We start from the raw sequence: 17,539 nt of genomic DNA on the forward strand, positions 1-17,539 counted from the left end.
TCCCAGGTAAAAGGAACACCCTTCCATGACCGACGCCACCCAAGCGCCCTTGCGCCCGCTGGCCGACACCTCCCCCTCGGCCATCGTCGCCGGTTTTATCGCCATGATGACCGGCTACACCAGCTCCCTGGTGCTGATGTTCCAGGCCGGCCAAGCCGCCGGTTTGACCACCGCACAGATTTCTTCGTGGATCTGGGCGATTTCCATCGGCATGGCGGTGTGCAGCATCGGCCTGTCCCTGCGCTATCGCACACCCATCACCATCGCCTGGTCCACACCCGGCGCGGCGCTGTTGATCACCAGTTTAGGCGGCGTGAGTTATGGCGAAGCCATCGGCGCCTACATCACCTGCGCGGTGCTGGTGACCCTATGCGGGCTGACCGGCAGCTTTGAAAAACTGGTCAAGCGCATCCCTGCATCGCTGGCGGCGGCGTTGTTGGCGGGGATCCTGTTCAAGATCGGCAGCGAAATCTTCGTCGCCGCGCAGCATCGCACCGGCCTGGTACTGGGGATGTTTTTCACCTACCTGATCATCAAGCGCCTGTCGCCGCGCTATGCCGTGCTTGCCGCGCTACTGATAGGCACAGCGCTGTCGGGGCTGATGGGGTTGCTGGACTTCAGCGGTTTTCATCTGGAAGTGGCGACGCCGGTATGGACCACGCCGCATTTCTCACTGGCGGCGACCATCAGCATCGGTATCCCGCTGTTTGTGGTGGCCATGACCTCGCAGAACATGCCTGGTGTCGCCGTGCTGCGGGCCGACGGCTACACCGTGCCGGCTTCGCCGCTGATCACCACCACCGGCCTGGCCTCGCTGGTACTGGCACCGTTCGGCTCCCACGGCATCAACCTGGCGGCGATCAGCGCGGCGATCTGCACCGGGCCGCACGCCCATGAAGACCGCAACAAGCGCTACACCGCTGCGGTGTGGTGTGGGGTGTTCTATGGGATTGCCGGGGTATTCGGAGCCACGCTGGCGGCATTGTTCGCAGCCCTGCCCAAGGAACTGGTGCTGTCGATTGCAGCGCTGGCGTTGTTTGGCTCGATCATCAACGGCCTGAGCATTGCCATGAATGAGCCGAAGGAGCGGGAAGCGGCGCTGATCACCTTTATGGTCACCGCGTCAGGCTTGACGTTGTTTTCCATCGGCTCGGCGTTCTGGGGGATTGTCGCGGGGGTGTTGACGCTGCTGATTCTGAATTGGCGCAAGGCATAAAAAAACGGCGACCCTCAGGTCGCCGTTTTTTTAGTATCACTTAGCCGCGTTGATCGGCTTTTCCGGATACCACACGTCCAGCAACGGGCTGACTTCAGCCTTGGTCAGCTCGGAACGGGTTTTCAGCCAGGCTTCGACAGCAGCGCGCTGCTCTTCGGACACCGAGCCACGCTTCTGCAGGCAAACCAGACCGTAGTCATCGCCGCCGACATAGCCCAGACCATTGGCTTCCATGGCTTCTTTGATGAATGCTTCGAGGAAAGCGTCGATAGCTTCTTCACTCAGGCCTTCGTTGAAGTCCAGGTTCAGTTCGAAACCCAGCTCTTGAAATTCATCAACGCACAGTTTTTTGCGCAGACGCTGGGAACGGTTAGTCGCCATTGGAACAATCCTCATAAGTAATAACGGGCGGCACTTTAGCAGTTTAAGGCGGCAATTGCCCGACTCTCTGGGACGGGCGGCACATCGGCCGTTAAAAAAACCTGATTAGCAGCTATCGTTCAGCTACAAGTGAAGCCACCTTGGGGCATAATGCCGACACTTTCGTGACCATTGAGGGATTTTCTTATATACCCCTCGCCTTTTTCACCCTTCTCAGCAGTAGGGTTTTATTTCTTATGATCAAATCGTTGCGTTCTGTATTACTTGCCAGTGTCCTTTTGCCTTTGGCCCTTTCGGCCACCGCCGCTCCCATCAATACTGCCCTGCCCCCCAGCGTCGCGCAGGCCCTGCAGAAAGCCAAACTGCCCAATACCGCGCTGTCCCTGGTGATGCTGCCTCTTAACGGCCCCGGTACGCCAACCGTATTCAATGCCGACGTGTCGGTGAACCCGGCCTCAACCATGAAGCTGGTGACCACTTACGCGGCCCTGGAGATGCTCGGCCCCAACCACCAGTGGAAGACCGAGTTCTACACCGACGGCACCCTCAGCGGTGGCGTGTTGCGCGGCAACCTGTACCTCAAGGGCGGCGGCGATCCCAAGCTGAACATGGAAAAGCTCTGGCTGCTGATGCGCGACCTGCGTGCCAATGGCGTGCAGCAGGTCACCGGTGATCTGGTACTGGATCGCAACTTCTTCAACCAGCCGCTGTTGCCTGATTTCAATGACGACGGCAACGACGAGAACAAGCCGTTCCTGGTCAAGCCCGATGCCTTGCTGGTCAACCTCAAGGCCCTGCGCTTCGTGACCCGTAATGATTCGGGACGCGTGATCGTGTCGGTCGAACCTCCGATTGCCAGCATTCGCATCGACAACCAGGTGAAAGTCACCAACGCCAAGCAGTGCACCGGTGACGTGCGTTACAACCCGGTGACCGCCGCCGACGGCAGTGTGACTGTGACCGTCAGCGGCCAACTGGCTGATGGCTGCAGCTCTCAGACTTACCTGTCACTGCTCGACCATGCCACCTACACCGCCGGCGCCGTGCGTGCGATCTGGAAGGAGCTGGGCGGCACCATCCAGGGCCGCGATATCCAGGCGCCAGTGCCCAAGGATGCCAAGGTGCTGGCCCGCGCATTCTCGCCGGACCTGGCGGAGATCATTCGCGACATCAACAAATACAGCAATAACACCATGGCCCAGCAACTGTTCCTGAGCCTGGGCGCGCAATTTCGCAACGATGCCGATGGCGACGATGCCAAGGCCGCGCAACGCGTCGTGCGCCAATGGCTGGCCAAAAAAGGCATCACCGCACCGCACCTGGTAATGGAGAACGGCTCCGGCCTGTCCCGCGCCGAACGGGTCAGCGCTCGCGAGATGGCGGCCATGCTGCAAGCCGCCTGGAAAAGCCCCTACGCGGCGGAGTACATCAGCTCGATGCCAATCGCTGGCACTGACGGCACCATGCGCAAACGCCTGAAGACCACAGCGATGCGCGGCGAAGCTCACGTGAAGACCGGTACCCTGAACACCGTACGCGCCATCGCCGGGTTCAGCCGTGACAACAACGGCAACACTTGGGCGGTGGTGGCGATTCTCAACGACTCCAAGCCTTGGGGCGCGTCATCGGTGTTGGACCAGGTGCTCCTGGACCTGTATCGCCAGCCGAAGGCCGTTGCAGCCGCGCCGGTTCTGTAAAGCATCACACTACCCTGCTGGAGCGAGCTTGCTCGCGAAAAACGTCAACGATAACGCGTGTCTCCTGAACAAACGCGGCGTCTATGGTTTTTTCGCGAGCAAGCTCGCTCCTACAGGCAGTAGGGCTTGCTCGCTCCCACACGCCTCGACCCGGTCCCTGCCCGCCTGCTTGGCCACATACACTGCCGAATCAGCGCGCAGCAGCAACCCATCAATATCTTCATCAGTCCGCCAACTGGCTACGCCAAAGCTGGCAGTGACGATGCCCACCGGTTCCATCGGCGTATCGCGCAACGACTGCCACAACTGAGTTGCCAGGCTATAGGCCTGGGCACCATTGGTACTTGGGCACAGCACCACGAATTCTTCCCCACCCAGGCGGCAAAACACGTCGGTACGGCGCAAGCGCTGGCCTATGCGCTTGCACAACTCCTGCAACACCCCGTCGCCCACGGCGTGACCATGCTGGTCGTTGATGCGCTTGAAGTGATCGATATCGAGCATGATCAACGACAGCGCACCCGAGGTGCGGTTGATCCGCAGCATCTCGCCCTTGAGCCGATCCTGAAAATAACGACGGTTATAGATGCCCGTCAGAGAGTCAGTGATGGAAAGCGCGCGCAGTTCTTCCTCGACCCGTTTGAGATCGGAAATATCCGACACATAGCCGTGCCAAAGCGTACCGCCTCCAGGTAACTCTTCAGGTGTCGCTTCGCCGCGAATCCAGCGCAAGCCTCGCTGAGGCAACTGCACGCGATATTCTTCGCGCCAATGGCTCAGTTGCAGCGCCGACAAACGTATCGAGGCACGCACTCGCTCGATGTCCAAGGGGTGAATGCGTTCCAGCACCTTGCCTGCATCCTGCTGTAATGCGCCAAGTTCGATTTCATAGATATCGCGCATACCTTCGCTGGCGTAGATGAAACGCCCATTGCCCTGCAGGTCCTGGGTGAACTGGAAAATCCCGCCAGGCACATGAGCACTGAGTTTTTTCAGCAGACGGTCCCGGGCGGCCAGGGCTTCATAGGCGCGCTTTTGCTCGGTGATATCCAGGTAAATTGCCAAGTGCCCGACCCACAGGCCAAAGTCGTCCAGGAGCACGGTGGCCAGCATGTTGACCGTCAGTTGGGTACCGTCCTTGCGCACCAGCGTCCACTCGCGAGCTTCATGCAGGCTGTCAGGGCTCTCCACCAGCATTGCCTGGCTCGGCGCAATACGCTTGCCTAGCGCCAGGCTCAACGGCGCAGCCCGCGCTTCGAGTTCCACGGCCAGGTGCAGGCTTTCCAGGGTCAGGCGACCCAACACCTCTTCGGCCTTGAAACCCAACATCTGTTCGGCACCGGCATTGAAGGTGTTGATCACACCGCGCAAATCGGTGGCGATGATCGCGACCTGAGTCGCCGCATTCAGCACACTGCGTAATTGCCCGTGAGCCCCACGCAACTCTTGCTCACGCAAGCGCAACTGCACGGTGCGCTGTTCCACCAGTTTCAGCGCACGCTGACGCTGGCTGACCAGCACGTAGAGCAAGGCACTGAGCAAGGCGCTGAGCAGCACACCCATGCCCAGAATGGTGTTCATCGAGGAATGATTGGCCTTGTCGAACACCTCGCTGGCACGCAGGCTCAGGGCATAGACGTGATCGCCAAGGGTGAGGCGGCGTGTCGCCGTCAGGTCGCTGTTGCCCACCGTATTGCTGGATGCATACAACACCCGTTGCTGCGTATCGGAGGTGTCGACGATCTGCATGACCAGATTGTCGCGATTCGGTTTGGGCAACCCATCGGCCACCAGTTGGCGCATGCTGAGCACCGCCATGACAAAGCCGTAGGGCTCGGTGCCGACGGTTTTGCTCACTGGCGCCACCAGCAGCACGCCGGCCGCGTAGGCAGGCTCCACGCCCACCAGTTGCATGGGCTGTGACACTGCCGGCCTGGCGTTTTTTTGCGCACGCTCCAGGGCTGAACGGCGCAAGGGCTGGGCCAGCAGGTCAAACCCCAAGGGCGAACCCAGCAGGCTTTGCGTCTGGCTGTACAACACCGGTACGTATTCATCGCGCTCGGGCGCGGGCGCCAACTCACCCAAGCCATTGAGTTCACGGATGCTGAAAGGGATGCCACGCTGACGGGAAATCTCTTGCTCGAACGCCCTGCGCTGCTCACGAAATATGCGCGGTGCCCAGGCGTAGGCACGCGCATTGAGCAACAGAGGCTGGGCAAAGCCGTCGAACTCGGCACGGGAGACATCGCCAGAGTTGATGAAGAAACGCTGCAGGCTACCCAGGCGCAGCTCCTGATCCTCAAAACGCTCCTGGATGCGGGTGTAGCGCTCATTGACCAGCAACTGGAAACGCTGGCGCACCTGTTGCTGATACAGGTCGGCAGTCGCCCACGCGACAACCATCGTCAACGCACTGCCAGCCAACAACACCACCAATGCCACCAGCCAAGCCGACGCCTGCTCACTGATAAAACCAAGGATTTTCGGGCGGACAGCTTGCATCGGCATAGGCAACACTCACAACGCCAGTGTGCGGGGGTGTCACGTTGGCTGGGGTTTAAGTTATAGCCATTGGTCGGGTGTTTGACCAGCCTAAAAACTGCAGGGGCTTAATGTGGGAGGGGGCTTGCTCCCGATAGCGGTGGATCAGCCAATACATTGGTGACTGATACTCTGCTATCGGGAGCAAGCCCCCTCCCACACTGGATACTCGGCGCATTCAGAACTGCTGATATTAATCAGCGAGCAGTGATTTTCCAGGCCCGGTGGATCTTCGCATTGCGCGCAAAATCCGGGTCGATGGTCTTGTCGCTGATCTCCTCGACCGCATAGCGTTCGCTGAGGTTGTCTTCCAACTGGAACTTGCGGAAGTTGTTGGAGAAGTACAGCACGCCACCCGGCGCCAGGCGCGCCATGGCCAGGTCGAGCAACTGCACGTGGTCACGCTGCACGTCGAAGATACCTTCCATGCGCTTGGAGTTGGAGAAGGTCGGCGGATCGATGAAAATCATATCGAACTCATCACGACTGGCCTCCAGCCACGCCATGACATCACCCTGCTCCAGGCGGTTCTTGTCGGAGAAACCATTGAGGGAGAAGTTGCGACGCGCCCAGTCCAGATAGGTTTTGGACAGGTCGACGCTGGTGGTGCTGCGCGCTCCACCCTTGGCAGCATGGACGCTGGCGGTGGCGGTGTAGCAATACAGGTTGAGGAAGCGCTTGCCGGCCGCTTCTTTCTGGATGCGCATACGCATCGGGCGGTGGTCGAGGAACAGGCCGGTATCCAGGTAGTCGGTGAGGTTGACCAGCAGCTTCACGCCACCTTCGCTGACCTCGGTGAACTTGCCTTGGGCGCTCTGGCGTTCGTATTGCTTGGTGCCGCTCTGACGCTCGCGACGCTTGACCACCACACGGCTCTTGTCGACGTTCAGGGCCTGGGGAATCGCTGCCAGGGCGTCGAACATGCGCGCCGAGGCTTTTTCCGGGTCAATGGATTTTGGTGCGGCGTATTCCTGTACGTGAACCCAATCGTGGTACAGGTCGATGGCCATGGAGTACTCGGGCATGTCGGCGTCATACACACGGTAGCAATCCACGCCTTCACGCTTGGCCCATTTGCCCAGCAGCTTGAGGTTCTTTTGCAGGCGGTTGGCAAACATCTGCCCGCCTTCGCTCAAGCGCGCCTGTTCGACCACCGGGGCCGGGGCTGGCTTGATCGGGTTGCCGTTCTTGTTGTACTGGCGCTCAACGGGCTCGGTCGGCGCCTGGTCGTAAGCCGCTTGCTCACGCTCAGCCTGGCGCTGCTCCGGCGTGCGACGTTCGCCGGTGACGAACTGATCCGGGTTGACCTTGATCAGCAGCAATTTGCACGGCAACGCGCCGTTCCAGAACGAATACTGTTTGTGGCTGCGGATGCCCATGCGCTTGCCCAGGTCCGGCGCGCCGGTGAACACCGCCGCTTCCCAGCCCATGCAGGCCTGGCGCAGGCGCTCGCCGAGGTTCTGGTAGAGGTACAACAGGCTGGCTTCATCACCCAGGCGCTCGCCGTAGGGTGGGTTGCAGATCACCAGGCCTTTCTGGTTCTGGTCCGGGCGCGGCTCGAACGTGCCCACTTCGCCCTGGTACACCTTGATCCAGTGGCTCAGGCCGGCGCGTTCGATGTTATTGCGGGCGGGTTGAATCAGGCGCGGGTCGGCTTCGTAACCGCGGACCCACAACGGTGGCTTGTTCATACCAATGGCCGCACGCTCGCTGGCCTCGGTGTGCAGCTTTTTCCACAGCGCCGGGACGTGGCCCAGCCACGTGGTGAAACCCCACAGCTCGCGGTTGAGGTTGGGGGCCATGTCGGCGGCGATCATCGCGCCTTCAACCAGAAAGGTGCCGACGCCGCACATCGGGTCGGTCAGCGCACCGCCTTCGGCTGCAATGCGTGGCCAGCCGGCGCGAATCAGGATCGCCGCTGCCAGGTTTTCCTTCAGCGGTGCCGCGCCCTGCTGCAGGCGGTAGCCACGCTGGTGCAGGCTGTGGCCGGAAAGGTCCAGGGACAGGATCGCTTCGCCACGGTCCAGGCGCAGGTGAATGCGCAAGTCCGGGTTGATCTTGTCGATGGATGGACGCTCGCCGGTTGGGGTGCGCAGCTTGTCGACGATCGCATCCTTGACCTTCAGCGCGCCGAAGTGGGTGTTGTCGATGCCCGAGCCGTGACCGCTGAACTCGACCGCCAGGGTGCCGTCGGGAACCATGTGGTCGGCCCATTCGATATCCAGCACGCCGTGGTAGAGGTCTTCGGCGTCCTTCATCGGGAAGCGCTTGAGTACCAGCAGCACACGGTTGGCCAAGCGTGACCACAGGCACAGGCGGTAGGCGGTTTCCATGTCGGCCATGCCGCGAACGGCCGAGGTGTGCTCGCGGGCGTCCTCAAGGCCAAGCCCGACGGCTTCCTCGATCAGCAGGCCTTCGAGGCCCTTGGGGCAAGTGAGGAAGAGTTCAAAACGGTCCGACATGGGGCATTCCAGGCTTTTCAGCAATAAATGAACGGGCGACGCATCGCCGGCTCGGTTTTCAATCAAGCACTTTTCTTGAAGAGTGCTCGCGTGGCACGAATGTGCCGTCCCACCCCGCTTTCCGGGCCGTTGAGCCTTGTTTGACGGGGCAGAGAAACAATGTGAAGCAACAAAAGGAAATATTCAGACCCTTCGTCGAATAATAACCGACTGCAACAGGCGGGCATTCTCACTAAAGGATTAACCCGCTTCGCTGTGCAGGGCACATCATAGCTGGCTTTGCTGCATAAAAGGGGCGAAAAACCATCCCAGCTTATGGCTATAGCATCGTTATCGTTACGTGCTTATGACAAAACGATCATTGAATACATGTGACCTATTGGTTAGAACTCAACACAGGTTGGCGCCGTAACGACGCCGACACATCGGCTCGCCACGCCGGCAGCGAGCCCACCAACGGCAGAAAAACTCTGCCCGGCCTTGGACAAGGCCGAAGGATATCTAGACAGTCAACAAGTGAGGGAAACACCCTATGAGAAGACTTAAGCGTGATCCGTTGGAAAGAGCATTTTTACGCGGATATCAATATGGCGTTCATGGAAAATCCCGTGAGCTTTGCCCATTTACTCTACCGTCGGTACGCCAAGCCTGGATCAACGGCTGGCGAGAAGGACGCGGCGACAACTGGGACGGTATGACTGGCACTGCGGGCATCCACAGACTCAACGAACTTCACGCCGTCGGCTAATCAGGGGCATTTTATTCCGACACACATCTTTGAATGAGTAACGACTTAACCACGCGCGCCCCATCCGGGCGGCGGGCTTCGGCCCAGGGGCTCCTTTATGGAGCCCTTTTTATTGCCTGGCAGATTGTCAGCGCAGGGCAGCGATGGCATCCACCGACTCGCGAATCAACGCCGGCCCCTTATAGATAAAGCCGGAGTACAACTGCACCAGGCTGGCGCCAGCCGCGATCTTCTCGGCCGCGTGCTTGCCTTCGGTAATACCGCCCACCGCGATGATCGGCAAACGCCCGGCCAACTCGGCCGCCAGCACCTTGACGATATGGGTGCTCTTGTCCCGTACCGGCGCGCCCGACAGGCCGCCCGCCTCGTCGCCATGGGCCAGCCCCTCGACGCCCACGCGGCTGAGGGTGGTGTTGGTCGCAATCACTGCGTCCATGCCCGCATCCACCAGGGCCTGGGCCACCAGTACAGTTTCTTCATCGCTCATGTCCGGGGCGATCTTGATTGCCAGGGGTACGCGCTTGCCATGACGCACGGCCAAGTCTTCCTGACGCTGGCGCAAGGCTTCGAGCAGTTGTTTGAGGGAGTCACCGAACTGCAGGCTACGCAGGCCCGGGGTATTGGGCGAGCTGACGTTGACGGTGACGTAGCTGGCGTGGGCGTAAACCTTGTCCAGGCAGATCAGGTAATCGTCCACTGCACGCTCTACCGGCGTGTCAAAGTTCTTGCCGATATTGATCCCGAGGATGCCTGTGTATTTTGCCGCTTGAACCCGCGATAACAGGTGATCGACGCCGAGGTTGTTGAAACCCATGCGATTGATGATCGCCTCTGCGTCCGGCAGGCGGAAAATGCGTGGCTTGGGATTTCCCGGCTGTGGCCGTGGCGTCACGGTGCCGATTTCAACGAAGCCGAACCCCAACTGTGCAAACCCGTCGATGGCCGCGCCGTTTTTGTCCAGGCCGGCTGCCAGGCCGACCGGATTGGGAAAATCCAGGCCCATCACCGACACCGGCACTTTCGCCGCAGCCTTGCATACCAGGCCATTGAGCCCCAGGCGGCCACCGGCACCGATCAAGTCCAGGGACAGATCGTGGGAGGTTTCCGGGGAGAGTTTGAACAACAGCTGGCGGGCCAAGGTATACATGGGCGGGCTAGACTCGGATGGCGGCAAAAGGTGCCGCGATTATAGCCGGGGTGGCGCGCCTCATGCGAGGCGTGCTGCGCTCATCGGCGCTGAGCAATCAACGCCTGATAACGCACCCAGATCCTTTCGGCGTAGCGCTGGCGCAACGCCTCACGCTGCGAGCCAGGGCCCGGCCCAACATTGTAGGAACCCACCGCCATCCAGTTGTAGCCGAAACGCTGAATAAACTCGGCCAGAATCGAGGCACCGACTTGCACCGACAAACAAGGTTCGCTCAACAACCGCTCCTCGGTAATGCCCTGTTTGAGCAAACGCGGCAGGTGGATGCTGTTGATCTGCATCAAGCCGATATCACGCGTGCCATTGCGGTTGGCGTAGTTGATCGCCTGCGCGCGCGAACCCGATTCGACATCAGCGATAGCCTGCAACAGTTCCGGTTCGAGATCGTACCGGCTGGCCGCCTCGTCCCAGCAATAGGCCAGTGCCTGGTGACTGCCCATCAGCCCACCGAGCAGCAGTACCACGCTCCAAACCTTAAGCATTGCTGGCCTGGCCACACACAGAGCACACATGCACGACACCCCGTGGTGCTTCCCCTACCCGCACCGGGCACGTAAAGCGATACCCCTTGCCATAAATCGTCTTGATAAACCCTTTGTCGGCGCTCAAATGTTTGCGCAGGGAATAGATACAGCGCGTGAGTGACTCATCGGCCACCTCTCCTCGGGGCCAGGCCAGCTCCAGCAGGCGATCCTTGGTCATCAGCGTGCCACCGGAGGCCAGCAACAGTCGCAGCACATGCCACTCCTTGGGCGGCAACTGAATATCCGCATCGCCGTCCGTCAACCGGCCATCGCCATGCAAGGTCCAGCGAGCGAAGACCAGGGAGGCCGTCGATTCATCAATCACGACGGCCATACGTACCTCTGCTTTGGACTACTGACATTCACATCCTTAGTTTCCGTACCGGCACACCTGCCAATGTCACGACTATAAAAAACCGGCTTACGGCTCGCGCTAGGACAAAGCCCATTCGGACGCCCTTTTTTGGAAACTTTCGGTCAGACAATTCTCCTGACGCATTTATTGGGGTAGCCATTCCTGATACGTCTCCTGCAACTCAACCCCCAGCCGATCCTCCAGCTGCACCAGCTCACCCAACGCCATCAGTTGCCCATTGACCCGTACCTCCACACATCGAGTCGCCCCTGGATCCAGAGGCAGCACCTTCCCCGGTGCGAACGCAGCCAAACGCTTGCGGCTGATCAATTGCTCCTGCAGCAGTATTTCCAGGTGCATGGACAAACGCCTTTTTCATGGGGAAAACTCACGATCCGTGCGCAGGAACGCACGCTGCACACGCTCATGTTGTGCTGTGCTCAATTGCGCAGGCGCGAGAGGTGGCGGTAATGGCTCAGGGCCTGACGAAACCTCATCCTGGACCGTGGCTCTATCCAGCTGCGCCACCAGCTTTTCGATAAGAGTCACCTGAGCAGGCTGGCCCTTGATCAACAAACTGTTGGTATCCGAATAGGCCACCAACACCAGGCTACCGTCTGCCAATTGGCCTTTCTGCTCAGGGGATAGCCGGGCTTCGATCATGGAAGCCATACCCGGTACGCGGACCTTATTGGCACCCGCTCCTTGCTCGCGGTCCTGAACAGCTGCATTGATCACCTGGACAACGCCGAATGCCGTTGCGCCTTCGGGCTGCTTGCGGCGTGGCTGGTCCATCAGGCTGGCCAGCCGCAAGACATGATCGACATAGCTCGGTGGCCCGTAAACGTAGAACGTACGTGCCCCGCTTTCACGCAATGGGTAGCGCGGCTCATCCAGCCCCGCACGCCGCATGATGCCGCGCAGCCGATTGACCGAGATATGCCGCAGCACTACCGCAGAACTACGCACCTCATCGGCGGTGTAGAGATGCACCACTTGCCCGCTGCGGTGCCAGATCAGGTCTTGCTGCTCAGCGAGGGTTTCCAGAACCCGTTGCGGCGCTGCAAAGTCGAAGGTTCCGCTGATGCGCCTGCGCGCCACCGCACGGCTGGTGACCACAGGCAGGCCCAATGGCCCCGAGAGCGCGGTAAAGAAAGTATCCAGAGCTACATCCTGCGCCTGGTACGCCTGGCCCCAGGCTGCGGGGCTGCCCAGCAACAGGGCGGCACACAGTAACCCGCAGTGCAGCCAGCGGCAGTTCATGGGGTTCGGGGAATCAGTGTGCACCGTGGGTATTCCTGGGCGATCTGGCCTGAAGAAGCGGCCATACTGCGAGGCGCAAGAGGTTCAATCATGATGGAAAGTTGACGGCAGACTGCACCACGCCCCCGTGGCATGTGCCTTGCTTTGCACTTTGTATCTGGCCCGCACCAAAGGCGGCGCGGGCCTACGGACAAAGGCGTCGTTACCCCGCAATGGCCTGTCACGCCAAGCCGGGAAACGACGCTTTTTTTTCAGAAAAGGCAGGTATTGATGAACGATCCGCTCGCTTGGGTAAACGGCAGCGATGCCCCGGAAAAGAGCAGCCTTGACCTGGGGTTCATGGCCCTGACCGATTGCGCTTCGCTGGTGGTCGCGGCCACCCAGGGCTTCGCCCAGCCCTACGGCCTCACACTGAACCTCAAGCGCCAATCATCCTGGGCCAACCTGAGGGACAAGCTGGTCAGTGGCGAGCTGGACGCCGCCCACGGGCTGTACGGGCTGATCTATGCCGTGCATCTGGGCATCGGCGGCGTTGCGCCTACCGACATGGCCGTACTGATGGGCCTCAACCAGAACGGCCAGAGCATCAACCTGTCCCACGGCCTGCAACACCAGGGAGTGGTCACTCCTGAGGCGCTGGAACGCCACGTGCACCAAAGCCGGACAAAACTGACCTTCGCCCAGACATTTCCCACGGGCACCCATGCCATGTGGTTGTATTACTGGCTGGCGAGCCAAGGTATTCATCCATTGCAGGATGTGAACAGCGTGGTGGTACCGCCGCCGCAAATGGTGGCGCACCTGCAGGCCGGACGCATCGACGGTTTTTGTGTCGGCGAGCCTTGGAGTGCCAGTGCAGTGCAACATCATCAAGGCTTTACCTTGGCGACCACCCAGGCGATCTGGCCCAATCATCCGGAAAAGGTCCTGGGCTGCACCCAGGCGTTCGTCGACGCGTTTCCCAATACCGCCCGCCTATTGGTCATGGCGATCCTCGAGGCCAGCCGGTTTATCGAACAGAGCACTGAAAACCGCCGTTCCACCGCGCAGTTGCTCAGCGCTCGCGACTACCTCGACGCCCCGTTGGACTGCATCGAGCCGCGCCTGCTGGGTCATTACGACGACGGCTTGGGTAACCAGTGGCAGGATCCTCATGCATTGCGCTTTTTCGCCGGTGGCGAGGTGAATTTGCCCTACCTCAGCGACGGCATGTGGTTCATGACCCAGTTCCGGCGTTGGGGTTTGTTGCGTGAAGACCCTGACTACCTCGGCGTCGCCTGCCAGGTCCAGCAATTGGCGCTGTATCGCCAGGCCGCCGATGCGCTAGGCCTCAGCGTTGGCGACGCGCCGATGCGCAGCAGCCAATTGATCGACGGCAAAATCTGGGACGGCTCCGACCCCGCCGGTTACGCCCGCAGCTTCCGCCTCAATGCCCTGGGCGATGACAATCACCGTCAAGCGCTGCGCTGACAGGAGCTCAATGATGCTACGAATCCTGTTGATCAATGACACCCCGCGCAAGGTCGGGCGCCTCAAGGCCGCGCTGACCGAAGCCGGTTTCGAGGTGATCGATGAATCCGGCCTGACCATCGACCTGCCCGCACGCGTCGAAACGGTGCGCCCGGACGTGATCCTGATCGATACCGAGTCACCCGGCCGCGATGTGATGGAGCAAGTGGTGCTGGTCAGCCGCGACCAGCCCCGGCCTATCGTGATGTTTACCGATGAGCATGACCCGAATGTGATGCGCCAGGCAATCAAGTCCGGCGTCAGTGCCTATATCGTCGAAGGCATTCAGGCCCAACGCCTGCAACCGATCCTCGATGTGGCCATGGCCCGCTTCGAGAGTGACCAGGCCCTGCGCGCGCAGTTGCAGGCCCGCGACCTGCAATTGGCCGAACGTAAACGCATCGAGTTGGCCAAGGGCCTACTGATGAAAATGAAGAGCTGTAATGAAGAAGAGGCGTACACCCTGATGCGCCGTCAGGCCATGAGTCGCCAGCAGAAACTGATCCAGGTGGCAGAGCAGATTATTGCCATGAGCGAGTTGCTCGGCTGATCTGGCTCAGCTCTTGCTAAAGAATCCTCACAGGTAACCAACGGCGGTTGCCCCTCCACGACAAAGACGTCGCCCACCCGGTTTGCCCTCGCGAACCCGGTGGCGGCGTTTTTTCGTTTCAGACCCCCAACCGTTGAGGTGCGTGATGAAATCAAGCTTCTGGAAATCCGGGCACACCCCGACCCTGTTTGCCGCGTTCCTGTATTTCGACCTGAGCTTCATGGTCTGGTACCTGTTGGGCCCGCTGGCGGTGCAAATTGCCGCCGACCTGCACCTGACCACCCAGCAGCGCGGCCTGGTGGTGGCCACGCCGATCCTGGCGGGCGCGGTCCTGCGTTTTCTGATGGGCATGTTGGCCGACAAGCTGTCACCCAAGACTGCCGGGCTGATAGGCCAAGTGATTGTGATCGTGGCGCTGTTCTGCGCCTGGAAGCTGGGGATCCACAGTTACGAGCAAGCCTTGCTGCTGGGCGTGTTTCTGGGCATGGCCGGTGCCTCCTTTGCCGTGGCTCTGCCCCTGGCATCGCAGTGGTATCCCGCAGAGCACCAGGGCAAGGCCATGGGCATCGCCGGTGCCGGTAATTCCGGCACCGTATTTGCCGCCTTGCTGGCACCGGTGCTGGCGGCTGCGTTCGGCTGGAGCAATGTGTTCGGCTTTGCGCTGATTCCGCTGGCCCTTACCCTGATCGTATTCGCCTGGCTCGCACGCAACGCGCCACAACGTCCGAAAGCCAAGTCCATGGCCGACTACTTCAAGGCCCTGGGCGACCGCGACAGCTGGTGGTTCATGTTCTTCTACAGCGTGACCTTTGGTGGCTTCATCGGCCTGGCCAGCGCCCTGCCCGGCTACTTCAACGACCAATACGGCCTGAGCCCGGTGACCGCCGGTTACTACACCGCGGCCTGCGTGTTCGGTGGCAGCCTGATGCGCCCGCTGGGCGGCGCCCTGGCCGACCGTTTTGGCGGGATCAAGACCCTGCTCGGCATGTACAGCGTGGCGGTGATCTGTATTGCCGCAGTGGGTTTCAACCTGCCCAGCTCCTACGCGGCGCTGGCGCTTTTCGTCTGCACAATGCTCGGCCTGGGTGCCGGAAATGGCGCGGTATTCCAATTGGTGCCGCAGCGTTTTCGCAGTGAGATCGGCGTAATGACCGGCTTGATCGGCATGGCCGGTGGCATCGGCGGCTTCGCCCTCGCCGCCGGCATGGGCGCGATCAAACAGAGCACCGGCAGTTATCAGTTGGCGCTGTGGTTGTTCGCCAGCCTCGGGGTGCTGGCCTGGTTTGGCCTGCATGGCGTCAAGCGCCGCTGGAGAACCACCTGGGGCTCGGCTGCGGTCACCGCTGCCCGCGTCTGATGAGCCTTCAACTGAGCGTCGCCCAGGCCAGCGCCATTGGCCCACGCAGTGAAAACCAGGATGCGCTGCGGGTGGTCACACCGATGGCGGAACTGGCGGCGAGCAAAGGCTACCTGTGCGCATTGGCCGATGGCGTCAGCCAATGCGCCGACGGTGGCCTGGCCGCGCGCTCGACCTTGCAGGCGCTGGCGCTGGACTACTACGCCACGCCGCAGACCTGGGGGGTGGCCCAGGCGCTCGAACGTCTGTTGGTCGCGCAAAACCGCTGGTTGCAAGCCAACGGTGGTGGGCAACCGTTGCTCACCACCCTCAGCGCCCTGGTGTTTCGCGGCCAACGCTTCACGCTGGCCCATGTCGGTGATTGCCGTGCATATCGCTGGTTCGACGGCGAGTTGCAACGCCTCAGCGAAGACCATGTGTGGGAACAGCCGGGTATGCAGCACGTACTCAAACGCGCCCTCGGCCTGGATCAGCACCTGGTGCTGGACTTCCTCGACGGCCAATTGCGCGAGGGCGAGTGTTTCCTTTTGCTCAGCGACGGGGTGTGGGCGACGTTGGGCGATCACAGCATCGGCGCGATTCTGCGTGAGCAAGACGACCTCGACCTGGCCGTCAACACCCTGGTCAGCGCCGCGCACCTGGCAGGCAGCCAAGACAACGCCAGCGCCTTGCTGGTGCGCATCGACCAACTCGGCGCCGCCACCCTCGGCGACGCCTTGGTGCAGTTGCAGCAATGGCCACTGCCGCCGCCGCTGAAGGCTGGGCAGACCTTTGAAGGCTGGGAGGTGCAAAGCGTGCTCGCGCAGAGTCGGCAGTCGTTGCTGTATCGCGTGCACGATGCGCAGCGGCAATCCTGGCTGCTCAAGACCTTGCCCTTGCGCCAAGACGATGACACTGACGCCGCCCAAGCCTTGTTATCGGAGGAATGGTTTCTGCGCCGCGTCGCTGGCCGTGCCTTTCCGGAGGTGCATACCGCCAGTGGTCGTCAGCATTTGTACTACGTGATGCGCGAATACCCCGGGCAGACCCTCGCCCAGCTGTTTCAACAACAAGGCCCGCTGCCGCTGGCGCAATGGCAGTCGATCGCCGAACGCTTGCTGCGCGCCGTGGGCCTGCTGCATCGTCGACAGATTCTGCACCGCGACATAAAACCGGAAAACCTGCTGCTGGGTGATGACGGGGAACTGCGGGTGCTGGACTTTGGCCTGGCCTACTGCCCTGGCCTTTCTGAAGACCGTGCCCACTTACTGCCCGGCACCCCGAGTTTTATCGCACCCGAAGCTTTCGGTGGCGAGCATCCTACTGCGCAACAGGATTTGTATAGTGTCGGTGTGACCTTGTATTACCTGCTGACCGGGCATTACCCCTACGGCGAAATCGAAGCCTTCCAACGCCCGCGTTTCAACCAGCCTGTCAGCGCCAGCCGCTATCGCCCTGATCTGCCGGATTGGTTGCCCCACAGCCTGGAGCGCGCCGTGGCCGCCCTGCCCGCACACCGCTATGAAACTGCCGAAGAATGGCTGCTGGTGCTGGAACAGGCCGACCGCCGCGAACTGAGCGTGCGGCCACGGCCGCTGCTGGAGCGCGAGCCGCTGAAGGTCTGGCAAACCCTGGCAGCGGCCTCGCTGTTGATCAATCTGGTGCTGCTGTACTGGCTGCTGCACCACTAACGAGCAAAATCCACCTCTCTCCTGTTTAAACGCCCAATAAAACTGGGGGTATGCAACTT

Annotated in this window: 15 protein-coding genes; 7 read left to right on the forward strand and 8 right to left on the reverse strand. The window is 60.9% G+C overall.

The features are described from left to right. Positions 1 to 25: 25 nt before the first annotated feature. On the forward strand, positions 26 to 1,216 hold the full coding sequence (locus tag PSEBG33_RS07445) for a benzoate/H(+) symporter BenE family transporter (RefSeq protein ID WP_005790336.1): 1,191 nt from the start codon (positions 26 to 28) through the stop codon (positions 1,214 to 1,216). Positions 1,217 to 1,252: 36 nt separating this feature from the next. Here PSEBG33_RS07445 and PSEBG33_RS07440 read toward each other — a convergent pair whose 3' ends face one another. Next, positions 1,253 to 1,597 (reverse strand): YggL family protein, encoded by a 345-nt coding sequence (locus tag PSEBG33_RS07440; RefSeq protein ID WP_003193255.1) that lies wholly within the window; start codon positions 1,595 to 1,597, stop codon positions 1,253 to 1,255. 236 nt (positions 1,598 to 1,833) lie between these two features. Here PSEBG33_RS07440 and dacB point away from each other — a divergent pair, with 236 nt between their 5' ends. Continuing rightward, positions 1,834 to 3,294, forward strand: a complete 1,461-nt coding sequence (gene dacB, locus PSEBG33_RS07435) for a D-alanyl-D-alanine carboxypeptidase/D-alanyl-D-alanine-endopeptidase (RefSeq protein ID WP_005790339.1) — start codon at positions 1,834 to 1,836, stop codon at positions 3,292 to 3,294. An 81-nt stretch (positions 3,295 to 3,375) separates the two neighbouring features. Here dacB and PSEBG33_RS07430 read toward each other — a convergent pair whose 3' ends face one another. Further along, a complete protein-coding gene (locus PSEBG33_RS07430) occupies positions 3,376 to 5,802 on the reverse strand; it encodes a diguanylate cyclase (protein ID WP_005790341.1) in 2,427 nt (808 codons plus the stop codon). Between the two features lie 230 nt (positions 5,803 to 6,032). Beyond that, positions 6,033 to 8,297, reverse strand: coding sequence for a bifunctional 23S rRNA (guanine(2069)-N(7))-methyltransferase RlmK/23S rRNA (guanine(2445)-N(2))-methyltransferase RlmL (gene rlmKL, locus PSEBG33_RS07425; RefSeq protein WP_005790343.1), 2,265 nt, complete (start codon positions 8,295 to 8,297; stop codon positions 6,033 to 6,035). Positions 8,298 to 8,829: 532 nt separating this feature from the next. Here rlmKL and rmf point away from each other — a divergent pair. Further along, positions 8,830 to 9,045, forward strand: coding sequence for a ribosome modulation factor (rmf, locus tag PSEBG33_RS28970; RefSeq protein WP_002553055.1), 216 nt, complete (start codon positions 8,830 to 8,832; stop codon positions 9,043 to 9,045). Positions 9,046 to 9,172: 127 nt separating this feature from the next. Here rmf and PSEBG33_RS07420 read toward each other — a convergent pair whose 3' ends face one another. The 5 genes from PSEBG33_RS07420 to PSEBG33_RS07400 form a co-directional block, all read right to left on the reverse strand. After that, on the reverse strand, positions 9,173 to 10,192 hold the full coding sequence (locus tag PSEBG33_RS07420) for a quinone-dependent dihydroorotate dehydrogenase (protein WP_005790346.1): 1,020 nt from the start codon (positions 10,190 to 10,192) through the stop codon (positions 9,173 to 9,175). Positions 10,193 to 10,272: 80 nt separating this feature from the next. Beyond that, positions 10,273 to 10,734: a transglycosylase SLT domain-containing protein gene (locus PSEBG33_RS07415; RefSeq protein WP_005790348.1), complete on the reverse strand. Its 462-nt coding sequence runs from the start codon at positions 10,732 to 10,734 to the stop codon at positions 10,273 to 10,275. Beyond that, complete coding sequence (locus PSEBG33_RS07410) at positions 10,727 to 11,110, reverse strand: winged helix-turn-helix domain-containing protein (RefSeq protein ID WP_005790350.1); 384 nt, start codon at positions 11,108 to 11,110, stop codon at positions 10,727 to 10,729. Before PSEBG33_RS07410 ends, PSEBG33_RS07415 begins: the two co-directional genes overlap by 8 nt. Positions 11,111 to 11,275: 165 nt before the next feature. After that, entirely contained in the window at positions 11,276 to 11,491 is a 216-nt protein-coding gene (locus PSEBG33_RS07405; protein WP_005790352.1) for a FliM/FliN family flagellar motor switch protein, read from the reverse strand. A gap of 15 nt (positions 11,492 to 11,506) precedes the next feature. Continuing rightward, positions 11,507 to 12,418: a secretin N-terminal domain-containing protein gene (locus PSEBG33_RS07400; RefSeq protein WP_005790354.1), complete on the reverse strand. Its 912-nt coding sequence runs from the start codon at positions 12,416 to 12,418 to the stop codon at positions 11,507 to 11,509. A 246-nt stretch (positions 12,419 to 12,664) separates the two neighbouring features. Between PSEBG33_RS07400 and PSEBG33_RS07395 the strand changes: the two genes are divergently transcribed. From PSEBG33_RS07395 to PSEBG33_RS07380, 4 genes are all read left to right on the forward strand, one after another. Beyond that, complete coding sequence (locus PSEBG33_RS07395) at positions 12,665 to 13,864, forward strand: CmpA/NrtA family ABC transporter substrate-binding protein (RefSeq protein ID WP_005790356.1); 1,200 nt, start codon at positions 12,665 to 12,667, stop codon at positions 13,862 to 13,864. 13 nt (positions 13,865 to 13,877) lie between these two features. Further along, positions 13,878 to 14,453: an ANTAR domain-containing response regulator gene (locus tag PSEBG33_RS07390; RefSeq protein ID WP_005790358.1), complete on the forward strand. Its 576-nt coding sequence runs from the start codon at positions 13,878 to 13,880 to the stop codon at positions 14,451 to 14,453. Between the two features lie 145 nt (positions 14,454 to 14,598). Then, positions 14,599 to 15,810: a nitrate/nitrite transporter gene (locus PSEBG33_RS07385; protein WP_005790359.1), complete on the forward strand. Its 1,212-nt coding sequence runs from the start codon at positions 14,599 to 14,601 to the stop codon at positions 15,808 to 15,810. Beyond that, entirely contained in the window at positions 15,810 to 17,480 is a 1,671-nt protein-coding gene (locus PSEBG33_RS07380; RefSeq protein WP_005790361.1) for a bifunctional protein-serine/threonine kinase/phosphatase, read from the forward strand. Before PSEBG33_RS07385 ends, PSEBG33_RS07380 begins: the two co-directional genes overlap by 1 nt. Positions 17,481 to 17,539 lie beyond the last annotated feature (59 nt).

This window comes from Pseudomonas synxantha BG33R, from assembly GCF_000263715.2.
GTDB lineage: Bacteria > Pseudomonadota > Gammaproteobacteria > Pseudomonadales > Pseudomonadaceae > Aquipseudomonas > Aquipseudomonas synxantha_A.